The sequence below is a fragment of the Arthrobacter sp. FX8 genome (genome assembly GCF_026723805.1).
GTDB lineage: Bacteria > Actinomycetota > Actinomycetes > Actinomycetales > Micrococcaceae > Arthrobacter.
This window is the reverse complement of sequence record NZ_CP113505.1, coordinates 3,679,974-3,694,685: the sequence shown is the minus strand read 5'-3', so window position 1 is coordinate 3,694,685 and position 14,712 is coordinate 3,679,974. Positions and strand designations below refer to the sequence as shown.

Below are 14,712 nucleotides of genomic sequence, written 5' to 3'. Positions count from 1 at the left end.
TCTCCGGAAATTGCTGGTCTTCCGCGAATTCCTGGGGTACCTTTATTCCTGACCCCACGGCAATCTGCCGGGGTCAAAGACCGCATTGCAATCCACGCAGCGGACAGTAGAAAAGGAGGTTGGGATAATGATGACTTTGACTGGCGAATGGAATGCCTCCATCAATGCGTTCCCGGCCTTTGCTGATCCTGTGCGCGTGGCTTCGGTCAACTCGGGTTACCGCCGGCCGGCGGACCTCCCGGGCCTGCTGCGACGCCGCTAGGCGCCGGCCACCTGGCCGCGGGCCACGGTGCCAGTACCGTCAAGGCCCAGGCGGGACTCCATGTCCAAGACGGGCCGTCCAGGCCGGACCACCGTGCTTCTCCGCTGACTTCCGGGAACTGCTGCTGCCCAGGCCTCCCCTTCGCAGCCGCATAGTCCCGCATTTGCCACAACTCTCCCACCGGCATTGCGGTTCACTCCCGGCTCCCGGTAGTCCGCGCTGCCACTGCGCTCCTGCGCAATTCCACTAATTCCCTCGGTGAATTCCTTGCGCCCAAATTTCCGCGCTTTTGCGCACTGAAAAGGGGTGCTAATTCGCCATGCACTTTTGTGCCTTATAACCGAAGAAAGGAGGTGGCTCCCTTGATGCAAAAAATCATGGGACTCCTGTCCCGGCCCCTGCAGCGCCGCAGTTCCTTTAACAGCGCCCTGCTGGAGCAGCACCGGAACGACGTTTTCGTGCTCATGCACCAGCAAATAGGTGGCCTGCGCTGAAGGGCCGGCCCCCAAACCCCCGGCAGGGGGCCGGCTGTAAGCTCGAAGCCATGCACGAGACCCAGTCGCCGGACAGCGGACGACGGCCCCGAATCGTAGTGCCCAGCCGCAGCGATGCCCTGCTGCGGAATTTCACCGAGGTGATCGGCGGCCCGCTGGGATCCAGGACAGATCCCGGCGTGGTCTCCCCCGGTATCTACTCGGTGGAACGGGTGCTCATTGTCCTCACGGCCCTGGCAGCCCTGGTGGGGGTCCTGCTGAAGGGCTATTGCAGGGCCAACGGCTGGGAGACGCCCACGCAGTTCTATGCCACGTGTTACTCGGATTTCCCCGAATTGTTCCGCAACCGCGGCATGGCCGCGGGAATCTTTCCCATCCTGGGCAGCGGCAGCCAGTTCGAATACCCGGTGCTCCTTGGGCTGATCGCGGGTGTGACGGCCTGGCTGGTACCCGGCGGAGAGGCCGGTGCCCGCGCCCTGGCCTACTTTGACATCAACGCGGTGCTGCTGGCGGCGGTGGCCATGGCCACCGTGCTGGTGACAGCACGCATGCCCGGCCGCCGTCCGTGGGATGCGGCCATGGTGGCGGTGGCCCCGGGGATCGTGCTGGCCGGAACCATCAACTGGGACCTTTGGGCCGCATGCCTGCTTGCCCTGGGGATGTACTTCTTTGCCCGGCAACGGCTTGTGCCCGCCGGGGTCATGATTGGCCTCGCCACGGCCACCAAGCTGTATCCGCTGCTGGTGCTGGGCGCCATCCTGCTGCTTGCAGTACGCACGGGAAGATGGCGCCCGCTGCTGGTGGCCGGCGGCAGCGCGGCCGCCACCTGGCTGGCAGTGAACCTGCCGTTCGCGGCTGCCAACCCTTCCGGGTGGGCCTTCTTCTTCCAGTACAGCGCTGAGCGGGGCGCCGGGTACAGCTCAGCCTGGTTTGCCTACAACCTGGTGGCGGACAGGCTGGGCTGGTCCGGGCTTGGCGCCGGTGCCGTCAGCATGTTTTCCACCGGGTTCTTTGCCGTGGCCTGTGCAGGCATTGCCGCTGTTGCGTTGACGGCCCCCCGCCGTCCCCGCATGGCGCAGCTCGCCTTCCTGATCGTGGCGGCCTTCATCCTTACCAGCAAGGTGTATTCGCCCCAATACGTGGTGTGGCTCATTCCGCTGCTGGCCCTGGCCCGGCCGCGGTGGCGCGACTTCCTGGTCTGGCAGGGCATCGAAGCCCTGCATTGGGCTGCGATATGGATGTACCTTGGACAGGTGACCAGCGCAGGTTCCTCCCAGCACAACCTGGACATGCCCTACTACGTCCTGGCGGTGGCCGCGCATATGGCCGCGGTGGCCTATCTCATGGCACGCGTCGTCTGGGATATTTACGATCCCGCCTATGATCCCATCCGCCGCCACCACCTGGACGACCCCCACGGCGGCCCCTTCTCCAACGCGCCGGACCGGATCCGGCTCAAGCTGCCGGCTTCATTCCGCGCGGCGAAGGCGGGGTCCCGTGCCTGATGTGGCAGTAGTAGGGTCCGGCCCCAACGGACTCTCCGCGGCCGCGGTGATGGCGCGGGCCGGCCTGTCAGTGGAGGTCTTCGAGGCCGCAGCGACGATTGGCGGCGGAACCCGGACCACGGAGTTGATGCAGCCCGGGCACTTCCATGATGTCTGCTCCGCCGTGCACCCAATGGCTGTGGCGTCCCCTTTCTTCCGCGCTTTCGAGTTGCCCCGAAGGGTGGACCTCATCACCCCGGACGTGTCCTTCGGTTCCCCGCTGGAAGGTGGCCGGGCAGCCCTGGCCTATCAATCGATGGACAGGACCGTTGAAGGACTGGGCCGGGACGGACCCGCGTACCGCCGGCTCATGGAGCCACTGGTCCGCCACATTGACGACGTCATGGACTTCACCCAAAACCAACTCCTCCGGATCCCCCGGAACCCCCTGGTGGCCGGCGTCTACGGCCTGCGGACCCTGGAACAAGGGACCGGGCTGTGGAACCTTCGGTTCCGGGAGGAACTGGCGCCGGCCCTCCTCAGCGGTGTGGCCGCCCATGCCATCTCCCACCTGCCCTCCCTCGCCGCCTCCGGAGCCGGGCTGATGCTTGGTGCCCTGGGACACGCCGTGGGATGGCCCATCCCCCGCGGCGGTTCCGCATCCATCGCGGCAGCCCTCGCGGACGACATCCGCGCCCACGGAGGAGTCATCCACACCGGAACCCCGATTGACCGGTTGGAACAGCTTCCTGCCACCCGCGCCACGCTGCTGGACGTGGCACCCCGGGGGTTGCTGGACATGGCAGGGGAATCACTTCCCGGACATTACCGGCGGGCCCTGGAACGCTTCCGTTACGGCAATGGCTCGTGCAAGGTGGACTTCATCCTGTCCGGGCCGGTGCCGTGGCAGGCCAGCGGACTTTCCGACGCCGGCACCGTGCACGTGGGCGGCACGCGGGCCGAGCTGGCACGCTCGGAAAACGAAGTCAGTGCCGGACGCCATCCTGAACGGCCATATGTGCTCGTGGCCCAGCCGTCCCGCTTCGACGCAGGCCGCGCCCCTGCAGGCCGGCACACACTGTGGACGTACTGCCATGTTCCCTCCGGCTCGACGAAGGACATGACCAGCCAGGTTGCCGCGCAGCTGGAACGGTTCGCCCCGGGATTCCGCGATCTTGTGGTGGAATCACACGTCATCACCGCAGCGGAGTTGGCTGAATACAACCGGAACTACATTGGGGGCGATTTCAGCGCCGGCATTATGGACGTCCGGGGTCTGGTCCAGAAGCCGGTGGTGTCCCCCATCCCGTGGCGGACGCCGCTGCTGGGCGTCTACCTGTGTTCGTCGTCGACACCGCCGGGTCCCGGGGTGACGGGCATGCCCGGGCTGCATGCCGCAACGTCCGCCCTGAAGGACGTCTTCAAACTGCCGGTGCCGGACCTGGGGCTCTCATAACGCTCCATGACCCGGGACTGAACACGCGTGGCGCTGATGTCAGCCGGCCCGGGGGATAATGGCGCGATGGGGAAAACAACAAAACTTTCGCTTGCCATAACTGCGCTCATTATCGGAACCTCGCTGGTGGCCTGCGATGACGGAAAGTCCGGCGCCGAAGCCGCGGCACGGCAGCTGGCCGGCGCAGTCTCGGCGCTCGATGTAGGGTCCGTGGCTTTCGACGGCAAGGACGCCGCCGCAGCGAACGACCAGCTGCACCAGGTCTTCGCGGCCCTGGACCCGCAAAAGCCCGAGGTCCAGGCAGGCGGACTCACGCTGGACGGGGACAAGGCCTCCGCACCCCTGAACTACACCTGGAAGTTCGGCGACGCGGAATGGAAGTACACCATCGCAGCGAACTTCAGGAAGTCCGGCGATAAATGGCTCACCGTCTGGGATCCGGCCATCCTGGCACCGGGCCTCGGGGACAGCGAAATCGTGACCAAAGGATCCCAGACCCCCCAGCGCGCAGACATCCTGGGCGCCGGAGACGTCCCGCTGGTGACCTACCGCCCCGTGGTGAATGTGGGCATCGACAAGCCCCAGTTGGGCAGCGCAGACCCCGCCGATTCCGCCGGCAAACTGGCTGCCCTGGTGGGAGTGGACCCTGCCGCCTACGTGCAGCAGGTCAAGGCAGCAGGTGCCCAGGCCTTTGTTTCCGCCATCACCCTCCGCGAAGAGGGCCGTACCATCACCGATGCACAGATCCAGGCCATTCCCGGCGCCCGCGGCATCCCGGCATCCATCCCCCTGGCCCCGAGCAGGACGTTTGCCCGGGCCGTGCTCGGGTCGGTAGGGGAAGCGACGGCGGAACAAATCGAGGCGTCCGATGGCGCCCTGGCCCCCGGGGACGTCACGGGCATCGGAGGGCTCCAGCAGCAGTATGACGAACAGCTCCGCGGATCGGACGCCGTTGTCATCCGCGCGCAACGGGCCGACCTCACGCGCGAACAGATCCAATCCGCCGGCACCGACCCCCGCCGCGTCCTCTTCCAGGTGGAGCCCAAGCCCGGGACGCCGCTGAAGACCACCCTCGATCCGCGGCTGCAGACGCTGGCTGAGGGCATCCTGGAGCCGGTGGGGCCGGCGTCAGCCATCGTGGCCCTCCGACCCTCCACCGGAGCCGTGCTGGCAGCGGCTTCCGGGCCGGGCAGCAACGGCTACAACACGGCAATGCTGGGACAGTACGCCCCGGGATCGATCTTCAAGATGGTGGATTCCCTGGCCATGTTCCGGAACGGGATGACGCCCGACTCCACCATCCAGTGCACCCCCACGCTCACGGTGGACGGGCGGACCTTCAAAAACTCGGAAGGCTACCCCGAGACCTCTTTGGGCGCGGTGACCCTGCGGGACGCCTTTGCCCACTCCTGCAACACTGCCTTCATCTCCCAGCGTGACTCTGTGTCGCAGGGCCAGCTTGAAGCCGCTGCCACGTCCATGGGAGTGGCGGTGGAGGCGCCGAAACTTGGCGCCGAAGCCTTCCTGGGCTCTGTTCCAGGGCAGGCGCAGGGCACCGAACACGCAGCGTCCATGATTGGCCAGGGCAAAGTATTGCTCTCCCCGTTGGCCGCAGCAATCATGGCCGGCTCCGTGGCCAAGGGCGCCCCCGTCGCCGCGCAGCTGGTCCTCAACCCCGACGCCGGTGCGCCCGCTGCCGGAACAACGGCAGGTTCCACTGCCCCCGCGGCCGACCGGTCCGCAACCGCCGCTGCCGAGGCACCCTCCACCGCCTCGGACAAGCCGATCACGGCTGCGGAGGCGGCGTCGCTGGCAGACATGATGCGCGCCGTCGTCACGTCCGGCCACGCAGGGTTCCTGTCCAGCGTCCCCGGGGCACCGGTAGGGGCGAAGACCGGAACCGCCGAATTCGGCACCGAGACTCCGCCAAAGACGCACGCCTGGATCGTGGCCGTCCACGGGGACCTGGCCGTAGCCGTCTTCGTGGAGGACGGCGGCCTGGGCGCCACCACCTCCGGCCCGCTGCTGAAGCAGTTCCTCACCGCCGCCGGCTAGGGAGCCCCCGCCAGGCAAGGGACCGGCGTGGGAGGATTGACGGTGTGGCCCATATTGACGTTTCCGGCATCGACTACTTCCTCTCCGACGGCACCCAGCTCCTGAACGGAGTGACCTTCAAGGTCCCTGACGGCACCAAGACCGCCCTCATCGGGCCCAACGGCACGGGGAAGACCACGCTGTTCCGGATCATCGCCGGAGACCTGGTCCCGGACGAGGGCGTCATTGGGCGGTCCGGAAACATGGGCATCATGCGCCAGTTCGTGGGGCAGGTGCGGGACGGCTCTACCGTCCGGGACCTCCTGGTGTCCGCCGCTCCCCCGGCCCTGGCAGCCGCTGCCCGCGAGGTGGATGACGCCGAGCTGGCCATGATGGAGGACGACGACGAGCCCACCCAGATGCGGTACGCCCAGGCCATCGTGGACTGGGGGGACGCCGGCGGCTACGACGTCGAGACCGTCTGGGACGAGGTCTGCATGGCCGCGCTGGGGCTGCCCTTTGACCGCGCACAGCACCGCCCGGCGTCGACCCTTTCCGGCGGCGAGCAGAAGCGCCTGGTGCTGGAAGCACTGTTCGCCGGCCCGGACGATCTCCTCCTTTTGGACGAGCCGGACAACTACCTTGACGTGCCGGGCAAGCGCTGGCTCGAGGAGAAGCTCAATGACTCCAGGAAAACCGTCTTCTTCATCAGCCACGACCGCGAGCTGCTGAACAACGCCGCCGGGCGCATTGTCACCCTTGAGCCGGGGATCAACGGGGCCGCCGCGTGGATCCACGGCGGCGGGTTCGAATCGTACGTGGAGGCCCGGGCGGACCGGAACGCCCGGTTCGAGGAATTGCGCAAGCGCTGGGACGAGGAGCACATCAAGCTCAAGGAACTCGTCAACATGTACAAGAACAAGGCCGCGTTCCGCTCCGACATGGCCAACCGCTACCATGCCGCCCAGACCCGGCTGGCAAAGTTCCTTGAAGTGGGGCCGCCCGAGGCGCTGCCCATCGAGCAGAACGTGCAAATGAGGCTCAAAGGCGGACGGACCGCCAAGCGCGCCATCGTGGCGGAGAAGCTGGAACTCACCGGGCTCATGAAGCCCTTTTCCACGGAAGTGTGGTTCGGCGACCGCGTGGGCGTGCTGGGCTCCAATGGTTCCGGCAAGTCGCACTTCCTGCGGCTGCTGGCCACTGGCGGCACTGACCCCGAACGCGAACACCTGCCCGTGTCCGATGTTGACATCGCCGAGGTACCGCACGAAGGCACCGTCAAGCTCGGTGCCAGGATCCGGCCGGGATTCTTTGCCCAGACCCATGTCCGTCCCGACCTGCTGGGAAAGACCCTGCTGGAAATCCTGCACCGCGGCGATGAACACCGTTCCGGGCTGGGCCGGGAGGCCGCCGCGGGTGCCCTGGACGGCTACGGCCTGGCGGGACAGTCGGAACAGAAGTATGAGTCACTCTCCGGCGGCCAGCAGGCGCGGTTCCAGATCCTCCTGCTTCAGCTCAGTGGTGCCACCCTGCTGCTGCTGGACGAGCCCACGGACAACCTGGACCTGCACTCCGCTGAAGCGCTGGAGCGGGCCATTGACCACTTCGAGGGAACTGTCCTGGCGGTCACCCACGACCGCTGGTTTGCCCGGACCTTCGACCGGTTCCTGGTATTCGGCTCCGACGGGAAGGTGTACGAGTCGGCGGAGCCGGTGTGGGACGAACAGAGGGTGGCGCGCAGCCGCTGAGCTGTCCCGGCCACCACATGAGCAAATGATCATGAGTTGATATCATTTGCTCATGAAAACGGACGAGCGGCACAGGACCATTGCCGAAATCCTCCGGCGGCAGCCGGAGGTGAGCGTCGAGGACCTGATGCAGGCCTGCGCCGCCTCTGGCGCAACCATCCGCCGGGACCTTGAAGTACTGGCCGGCCACGGTGTGCTCCGCAGGGTCCACGGCGGCGCCAGGAGCCTGATAGGCCACGGCCGCAACCCGGGCTACGGACAGCGGGAGCTGGAGGACCGGGATGCCAAGAAGCGCATCGCAGCTGCCGTGGCCGGCCTGCTGGCCGACGGCGAACACGTCTGGCTGGACAGCGGCAGCACGGCAACCGAAGTGGCGCGGGCAGCGGCCGGCCGGCAGGTGACCCTGATGCCCATGTCCCTGCAGGCCCTCAATGCGGCTGCAGGCGGTGACGGTGCCGCAGGCTCCCGCCCCGCCCTGCTGCTGCCGGGTGGAAGCGTGGTGCCCGGTGAACTCTGTTTCCGCGGACCGCTGGCCGAGTCCAACATCAGGTCCCTGCGTTTTGACACCGCGGTGGTCACGCCCTGCGCAGTGGACTTCCGCGACGGCCTGCTGGCCCACGACCTCGACGATGCCGCGGTGAAGAAGGCCGGCCTGGAAGCTGCGGCACGAGTGGTGGTGGCCGCCTCCGCGGGAAAGTGGCAGGCCAGCGCCCGGGTGCTCGTCGCCGGCCTGGAAAAAGTGGATGTCATCGTGACGGACCGGCAATTCAGCGCCCAGGACCATGCCGACCTTAAAAATACTCTGTGGAAGTAGTGTACGTATGAGCTCCAGTACAGGTAAGGAACAGCAGGCAGGCTTGAGAGCCGCCGCCGCAGCCACGTTCGTGGTCTTCGGGATCAACGGACTCGTGTTCGCAAGCTGGGCGGCCAGGATCCCTGCCGTTACGCAGACGCTGCACATCACGTCGGGGCAAATGGGCACGCTGCTGCTGTGCACTGCCGTAGGCTCACTGCTGGCACTTCCCACCGCCGGCCTGGTGGTCGGCAGGATTGGCACCGCCAACACGGTCCGCTTTGCGGGCTTGCTGGCGGCGGCCGCAGGTGTGGGAATCGCTCTGTCGCTTTCGGCCACGTCCATTCCCGGAACAGCGGTTTCGCTGTTCTTCTTTGGCATTGGCATTGGCCTTTGGGATGTGGCACAGAACATCGAAGGGGCCGACGTGGAGCACAAGCTCCGTCGCACCATCATGCCCCAGTTCCACGCGGCCTTCAGCGGCGGCGCATTCGTTGGCGCCCTGGTGGGTGCAGGGCTTTCCACCCTGGGTGTGGACCTGCCGCTGCATCTCATGGCGATTGCAGCCGTGGTGGTGCTGGTGGCATTGACCGTGCCACGCTACTTCCTTCCCCACATCTCCACCGCCCCCGTGGAGGGGGAGCCGAAACCCGCCAAGGGACCGTCCGCGTGGCGGGACAGCAGGACACTGCTCATCGGCGTCGTGGTCCTGGGCGCCACCCTCACCGAGGGAGCGGGCAACGACTGGATCGCCAAGGCCTCAGTGGACGGGCTCGCGGCCTCCGAATCCACCGGCGCCCTCATGTTCGCCCTCTTCGTCCTGGCCATGACCGCCATGCGGTTCCTGGGCGGCCGAGTCATCGACGCATACGGACGGGTGGCAGTCCTGCGGGCCAGCATGGCCGCAGCGGCCGCGGGCCTGGGCCTTTTTGTGCTGGCGCCCAATATCTGGCTGGCCGGCATCGGTGCAGCCCTGTGGGGCGTCGGCGCCGCCCTGGCTTTCCCCATGGGCATGTCCGCTGCGTCCGATGACCCACGGCACTCAGCCGCACGCGTTTCCGTTGTATCCACTTTGGGGTATATATCATTCCTTGCTGGACCGCCGCTGCTGGGCTACCTCGGTGACCTCACCGGTATCCACACCGCGCTGCTGGCCATCATGGCACCCATCCTGGTGGCGCTGCTTCTTGCCGGTGCCGCGAGGCCCTTAGCGCGGTCGAGGAAGCCGCCGGGCAGGAAGCCGCCAAGCGGGACTAAACCTTGGGTTAGGGTGATCACATGCAAAGCGCCAGGCCGCGGGGGCGAAGCTGGATCAGCCGCCTCGATAGATACCTTCTCAAGCATGTATCCAACCTGCCCGGCGGCAACCACGATGTGTTCTTCCGCCGGCTTTCCGCCTCGGCCAACCACGGAAAGCTCTGGATGGGAGCGGCGGCCGTCCTGGCGTTGTTTCCCGGCAAGACGCGGAGGGCAGCACTGCATGGGCTGATCGCCCAGGGGGTGGCCTCCGCCGTGACCAACGTGGTGTTCAAGACGCTGCTCCCCCGGACCCGCCCGCTCCCCGAACATCTTCCGGTGTTCCGCTTCGTGCATCCACAGCCCACCAGTTCCTCCATGCCATCGGGGCATTCGGCGTCTGCGATAGCGTTCGCAGTCGGGGCAGGCCTGGTCCGCCCGGCCGTAGGTGCTGCCCTGGCTCCCGCAGCCGTGGGAGTCGCCTATTCGCGGGTTCACACCGGCGCCCACTGGCCGTCGGACGTCCTCTTCGGTTCGGCCCTTGGTGCCGGGGCTGCGCTGGTGACCCGCCATTGGTGGCCGGTTCGTCCGCCGATTCCGCAGACGACCAGGGCATGGACCAGTGCGCCTGAGTTGCCGGGCGGCGAGGGTCTGAGCATTGTGGTCAACACCTTGGGCGGATCCTTCAAGGAGGAGACGGCGTCAGCACTCAAGGAAGTATTTCCCAAAGCGCATATAAACACCGTGCAGCCGGACGAGGACCTGGTGCAACGGATCGCCGCCACCGCCGACTTCCCTGGCACCCGCGCCCTGGGCGTGTGGGGCGGTGACGGAACGGTCGGCGCAGCGGCCGCCGCCGCCGTCGCACGTTCGATTCCGCTTCTGGTCCTGCCCGGCGGCACCCTGAACCACTTTGCGCGCGACGCGGGGACGGGAAGCCTGAAGGATGCGGTGGATGCGGCCAGCAAAGGTGAAGCGGCCCTGGCGGACATCGGGGTGGTGACGGCGGAACGGGGCCTGGCGGGAAGCCCGGAGGTCTCCGAAATGGTCATGCTGAACACCTCCAGCGTCGGCCTTTATCCGAACTTTGTCCGCCGCCGGGAACACCTGCAGCCGGCGCTCGGGAAGCCGCTGGCAGGGGTGGTGGCCATGTTCAGGACCTTTGCGGCGGGCACCCCAACCACCCTGTCCGTGGACGGCGTTGTGCGCAAGGTGTGGATTGCCTATCTGGGCAGGGGGCGTTATTACCCCCGGGACCATGCGCCCTTGTTCCGGCCGGTGATGGATGACGGCGTGCTGGACGTCCGGATGATCACGGCTGACGAATCCTTTGCCCGGCTGCGGCTGCTGTGGTCCGTGCTGACGGGAACAGTGGCAAGCTCCCGCATCACCCACCTGCGGGAGGCCACTGAGGTAAGGATCGACGCCGGAGGCGCACCCATGGCGCTGGCGGTGGATGGCGAAGCGCTGGCCGGCGTGCGCAGCGTCGCGTACCGGATCCAGCCGAAGGCGCTGACGTATTACTCCCCGCGCCGCTGACCACGTGGACGTGGGGGAAGTAACTACCCTGATTCTCCCCTGAATCAACCCTGATTCCGGGAAAAAGCTGCCCGGGCATCGGTAGCGTAAGGCATGAACACCCACCGAAAGTCGTCTGCAGCCGCGCGCTGCCGTGCAAAGGATTCTTCATGATCGAGGCAAACGGGCTGACCAAGGTCTACGGCGCCAAAACCGCCGTGGCCGGCGTCAGCTTTACCGTCAGGGCAGGGCAAGTGACCGGCTTCCTGGGCCCCAACGGGGCAGGAAAATCCACCACCATGCGGATGATCATGGGACTGGACCGGCCGACGTCGGGCTCGGTCACCGTGAACGGCCTGCCGTACGTCCGGCACAAGGCACCCCTGCGCGAAGTGGGTGCCCTTCTCGATGCCAAGGCGGTCCACACCAGCCGCAGTGCCTACAACCACCTGCTGGCCATGGCGGCCACGCACAGCATCCCCAAATCCCGGGTGCACGAGGTGATTGAAATGACGGGGCTGGAGGCCGTGGCACGCAAGAAGGCCGGCGGCTTCTCCCTGGGGATGGGCCAGCGGCTGGGCATAGCGGCAGCCTTGCTGGGGGACCCGCAGACCCTCATCCTGGATGAACCCGTCAACGGCCTGGACCCGGAAGGTGTGGTCTGGGTGCGGAACCTGGTCCGCTACCTCGCAGGGCAGGGACGCACGGTGTTCCTTTCCAGCCACCTGATGAGCGAGATGGCCCAGACCGCCGACCACCTGATCGTCATTGGGCGCGGCCGCGTGATTGCCGACGCACCCATCCGTGACATCATCACCGGCAAGGGGCAGGCACGGGTCCGGGTGCGTACCGACGAACCCGACCGTCTCTACCAGCTGCTCGCCGGACGGGGCGCGTCCATCGACGTCCCGGAGCGGGAACTGCTCGAAGTAACGGGCCTGGAGCCCAGGACCATCGCGGCGGCCGCCCTGGAAAACCACGTCATGGTCTACGAACTGACGCCGCTCGTCGCCAGCCTCGAGGAGGCGTACATGGAACTGACCAAGGACGACGTCGAATACCACTCCCTGCCCGCCGCGGAGGTAAGCAAGTAATGAGCGTAACCACCACCGAACCCACGTCTTCGCCTGACCCCGCATCCTCCGCCGGGGGCCGCAGCCCCCGTGCCGGTGGACGGGCCCTGCCCGGCCCCACGTTCTTCCGGGTGCTCAACTCGGAAGTCATCAAGTTCCGCAGCCTCCTTTCCACGCTGATCCTGCTCGCTTCCACGGCGGTGGTCATGGTCGGGTTCGGCGCGCTGTCCGCGTGGGGGACGGGCCAGTTCGCCGACGCGGCCACAAGGGATCCGCAGGCCGCGGCGCGGATGGCATCGCAGGGCGGCGATCTTGCCGTCAGCGTGCCCACCTCCGGCATCGCCTTCGCCCAGCTGATCCTGGGGTCCCTTGGTGTGCTCCTGATGAGTTCGGAATTCACCACCGGAATGGCCCGGTCCACCTTCGCGGCCGTGCCCAGGCGCCTTCCCGCGTTCGCTGCAAAGCTCGTGGTGGTCATGGTGACGTCATTCGTGGTTACCGCCGTCTCCACCTGGGTGGCAGGACTGGTGGCCGTGCCCATCCTGGACAACTATGGCCTCACTCTGGACCTTGGCAGTTCCCAGTCGGTGAAGCTCCTTCTGGTCAACAGCATCTATGTGGCCGCCGTTGCCGCCATCGGCATGGCCCTGGGCACTCTCATCAGGAATTCCGCCGGCGGCATCATGAGCCTGGTGGGCATCTTCTTCGTGGCACCCATCGCCTTCCAGCTCATTCCCGGGGACTTCTTCAAGGAGGCCCGCAAGTACCTGCCAGGCAATACCGTTGATCCGCTGACGGCGGCCCAGCATGTTCCGGACACCCTGGAAGCCTGGCAGGCGGCACTCGTCCTTGGCGCCTGGGTCATTATCCCCGTCCTGCTCGCGGCAGTCCTGTTGAAGCGGCGGGACGTTTAGCGGCCAACCACTGCTGACGCCCCCGGCGAGAGGGACGGCGCGTGGTTTCCGGCACATTACAAAAGTGCATGGCGGGAAACTTTCTTTGCCCGTGGTGGTTCCTGCTTGGAGGCACGTCCTGTTGGGAGCAACCAGGTCTGTTGGAGTGCACAAAGCAAGGTGCATAATGGCCGACCTAGGGTGAAACGACGATGTGGTGCATCACACGGTCCCCCGGTGGTCCACCAAGGCACGTCGCTCAACCCATGCTATTTTCCCAACAGGACGGCGCTTCCATGCATGCTGACCAGCAACTCTCAAAGTCCCTGAAACCCAGGCACCTGTCCATGATCGCCATCGCCGGCGTCATTGGTGCAGGCCTCTTTGTCGGCTCGGGTGCCGCCATCCAGCAGGCCGGCCCGGGTATCCTCGTCGCCTATGCTGCCGCGGGCCTGGTGGTCATCCTGGTCATGCGCATGCTGGGGGAGATGGCCGCGGCAAACCCGGAAACGGGCTCATTCTCGACCTATGCGGACAAGGCACTGGGCCGTTGGGCAGGGTTCAGCATCGGCTGGCTCTACGCGTGGTTCTGGATCATCGTCCTGGGCATCGAGGCCACTGCAGGCGCGGCCATCATGCACCGGTGGGTGCCGGGCATTGACCAGTGGGTCTGGGCCCTTGTCCTCATGGTGCTGCTGACGCTCACCAACCTCGGCTCGGTGAAGTCCTACGGCGAGTTCGAGTTCTGGTTCGCGTCCATCAAGGTGGCGGCGATCGTCCTCTTCCTGGTCTTCGGTGCCGCCGCCATCCTGGGGCTCATCCCCGGTGTCCCAGCCCCCGGCCTGAGCAACCTGATCAACAACGGCGGCTTCATGCCCAACGGTCCGGGCGCTGTCCTGGCCGGAATCCTCGTGGTGGTCTTCTCCTTCTTCGGCGCCGAAATCGCCACCATCGCCGCCGGCGAATCAGAAAACCCCGTGGATGCCGTGAAGAAGGCCGTGAAGTCCACCGTATGGCGCATCCTGGTCTTCTACATCGGCTCCATCGCCGTGGTGGTCACCCTGCTTCCGTGGAACTCGGCCTCGGTGGCCAAGAGCCCCTACGTAGCGGTCATCGAACTGTTCGGCATCCCGGGCGCCGGAACCATCATGGACGTCGTGGTGCTGACCTCTGTGCTGTCCTGCCTGAACTCCGGCCTCTACACCGCCAGCCGCATGCTGTTCTCACTCTCCACCCGCGGTGACGCACCGCGGGCATGGACCCGCATCTCCCGCCGCGGCGTACCCGCTGCCGCCGTACTCGCCTCCACCGTGGTCGGCTTCGTCACCGTGGGCCTGAACTACATTGCCCCGGACACGGTGTTCCTCTTCCTGGTCAACACCTCCGGAGCCATCGCGCTGTTCGTCTGGCTGGTCATCTCCGCCTCGCAGCTGGTCCTCCGCAAGCGCATGGGAGCCGCAGCAAAGGACCTGCAGCTGAAGATGTGGCTTTTCCCCTACCTCACGTGGGCAGCGATCATCAGCATCGTGGCCCTGCTGATCGGCATGGTGATCGTGGAGTCCACCCGGGAGTCCCTGCTGCTTTCGATTGCACTGGCAGCCGTTGTGGTGGCGGTGGGCGTGCTGCGCTACCGGCGGAAGGGCGTGGCCGCCGCGGCCCAGCCGGACGTGGCAACCGAGGCTGCGCCGGCACCTGTCGAGTAGGCGCGGCACTAGACTCGG

At 66.5% G+C, this 14,712-nt stretch carries 10 protein-coding genes and 2 pseudogenes; all 12 read left to right on the top strand.

What is annotated here, in order from left to right:
- The first annotated feature begins 127 nt into the window (after nt 1-127).
- The 12 genes and pseudogenes from OUO20_RS17275 (at nt 128) to OUO20_RS17220 (ending at nt 14,694) form a co-directional block, all read left to right on the top strand.
- Nucleotides 128-262 carry a hypothetical protein gene (locus OUO20_RS17275; RefSeq protein WP_018769862.1) on the top strand — a complete coding sequence of 45 codons (135 nt, stop codon included), beginning with the start codon at nt 128-130 and terminating at the stop codon, nt 260-262.
- Nucleotides 263-624: 362 nt separating this feature from the next.
- On the top strand, nt 625-756 hold the full coding sequence (locus tag OUO20_RS17270) for a hypothetical protein (protein WP_261377430.1): 132 nt from the start codon (nt 625-627) through the stop codon (nt 754-756).
- 50 nt (nt 757-806) lie between these two features.
- Nucleotides 807-2,261: a glycosyltransferase family 87 protein gene (locus tag OUO20_RS17265; RefSeq protein WP_166673093.1), complete on the top strand. Its 1,455-nt coding sequence runs from the start codon at nt 807-809 to the stop codon at nt 2,259-2,261.
- Entirely contained in the window at nt 2,254-3,696 is a 1,443-nt protein-coding gene (locus OUO20_RS17260; RefSeq protein WP_018769858.1) for a phytoene desaturase family protein, read from the top strand. Before OUO20_RS17265 ends, OUO20_RS17260 begins: the two co-directional genes overlap by 8 nt.
- 66 nt (nt 3,697-3,762) lie before the next feature.
- Nucleotides 3,763-5,751: a penicillin-binding transpeptidase domain-containing protein gene (locus OUO20_RS17255; protein ID WP_018769857.1), complete on the top strand. Its 1,989-nt coding sequence runs from the start codon at nt 3,763-3,765 to the stop codon at nt 5,749-5,751.
- Between the two features lie 44 nt (nt 5,752-5,795).
- On the top strand, nt 5,796-7,478 hold the full coding sequence (locus OUO20_RS17250) for an ABC-F family ATP-binding cassette domain-containing protein (protein WP_056392351.1): 1,683 nt from the start codon (nt 5,796-5,798) through the stop codon (nt 7,476-7,478).
- 52 nt (nt 7,479-7,530) lie between these two features.
- Nucleotides 7,531-8,303: pseudogene (locus OUO20_RS17245) on the top strand (DeoR/GlpR family DNA-binding transcription regulator).
- A pseudogene (locus OUO20_RS17240) lies at nt 8,300-9,481 on the top strand (MFS transporter); the annotation flags it as partial. The pseudogenes OUO20_RS17245 and OUO20_RS17240, both read left to right, overlap by 4 nt.
- Before the next feature lie 68 nt (nt 9,482-9,549).
- A complete protein-coding gene (locus OUO20_RS17235) occupies nt 9,550-11,046 on the top strand; it encodes a bifunctional phosphatase PAP2/diacylglycerol kinase family protein (protein ID WP_134164858.1) in 1,497 nt (498 codons plus the stop codon).
- Nucleotides 11,047-11,195: 149 nt separating this feature from the next.
- The gene (locus OUO20_RS17230) at nt 11,196-12,119 is read left to right on the top strand and encodes an ABC transporter ATP-binding protein (RefSeq protein WP_018769852.1); all 924 of its coding nucleotides are present in this window, start codon (nt 11,196-11,198) and stop codon (nt 12,117-12,119) included.
- Nucleotides 12,119-13,012: an ABC transporter permease gene (locus tag OUO20_RS17225; RefSeq protein WP_208324267.1), complete on the top strand. Its 894-nt coding sequence runs from the start codon at nt 12,119-12,121 to the stop codon at nt 13,010-13,012. The genes OUO20_RS17230 and OUO20_RS17225 overlap by 1 nt, the downstream gene beginning before the upstream one ends.
- 275 nt (nt 13,013-13,287) lie before the next feature.
- Nucleotides 13,288-14,694 carry an amino acid permease gene (locus tag OUO20_RS17220; protein ID WP_268003457.1) on the top strand — a complete coding sequence of 469 codons (1,407 nt, stop codon included), beginning with the start codon at nt 13,288-13,290 and terminating at the stop codon, nt 14,692-14,694.
- Nucleotides 14,695-14,712: the final 18 nt, after the last annotated feature.

Coding starts and splice junctions, on each gene's coding strand:
- OUO20_RS17235 (WP_134164858.1), top strand. CDS start 9,550: ATGCAAAGCGCCAGGCCGCGGGGGCGAAGCTGGATCAGCCGCCTCGAT.
- OUO20_RS17275 (WP_018769862.1), top strand. CDS start 128: ATGATGACTTTGACTGGCGAATGGAATGCCTCCATCAATGCGTTCCCG.
- OUO20_RS17230 (WP_018769852.1), top strand. CDS start 11,196: ATGATCGAGGCAAACGGGCTGACCAAGGTCTACGGCGCCAAAACCGCC.
- OUO20_RS17225 (WP_208324267.1), top strand. CDS start 12,119: ATGAGCGTAACCACCACCGAACCCACGTCTTCGCCTGACCCCGCATCC.
- OUO20_RS17255 (WP_018769857.1), top strand. CDS start 3,763: ATGGGGAAAACAACAAAACTTTCGCTTGCCATAACTGCGCTCATTATC.
- OUO20_RS17220 (WP_268003457.1), top strand. CDS start 13,288: ATGCATGCTGACCAGCAACTCTCAAAGTCCCTGAAACCCAGGCACCTG.
- OUO20_RS17265 (WP_166673093.1), top strand. CDS start 807: ATGCACGAGACCCAGTCGCCGGACAGCGGACGACGGCCCCGAATCGTA.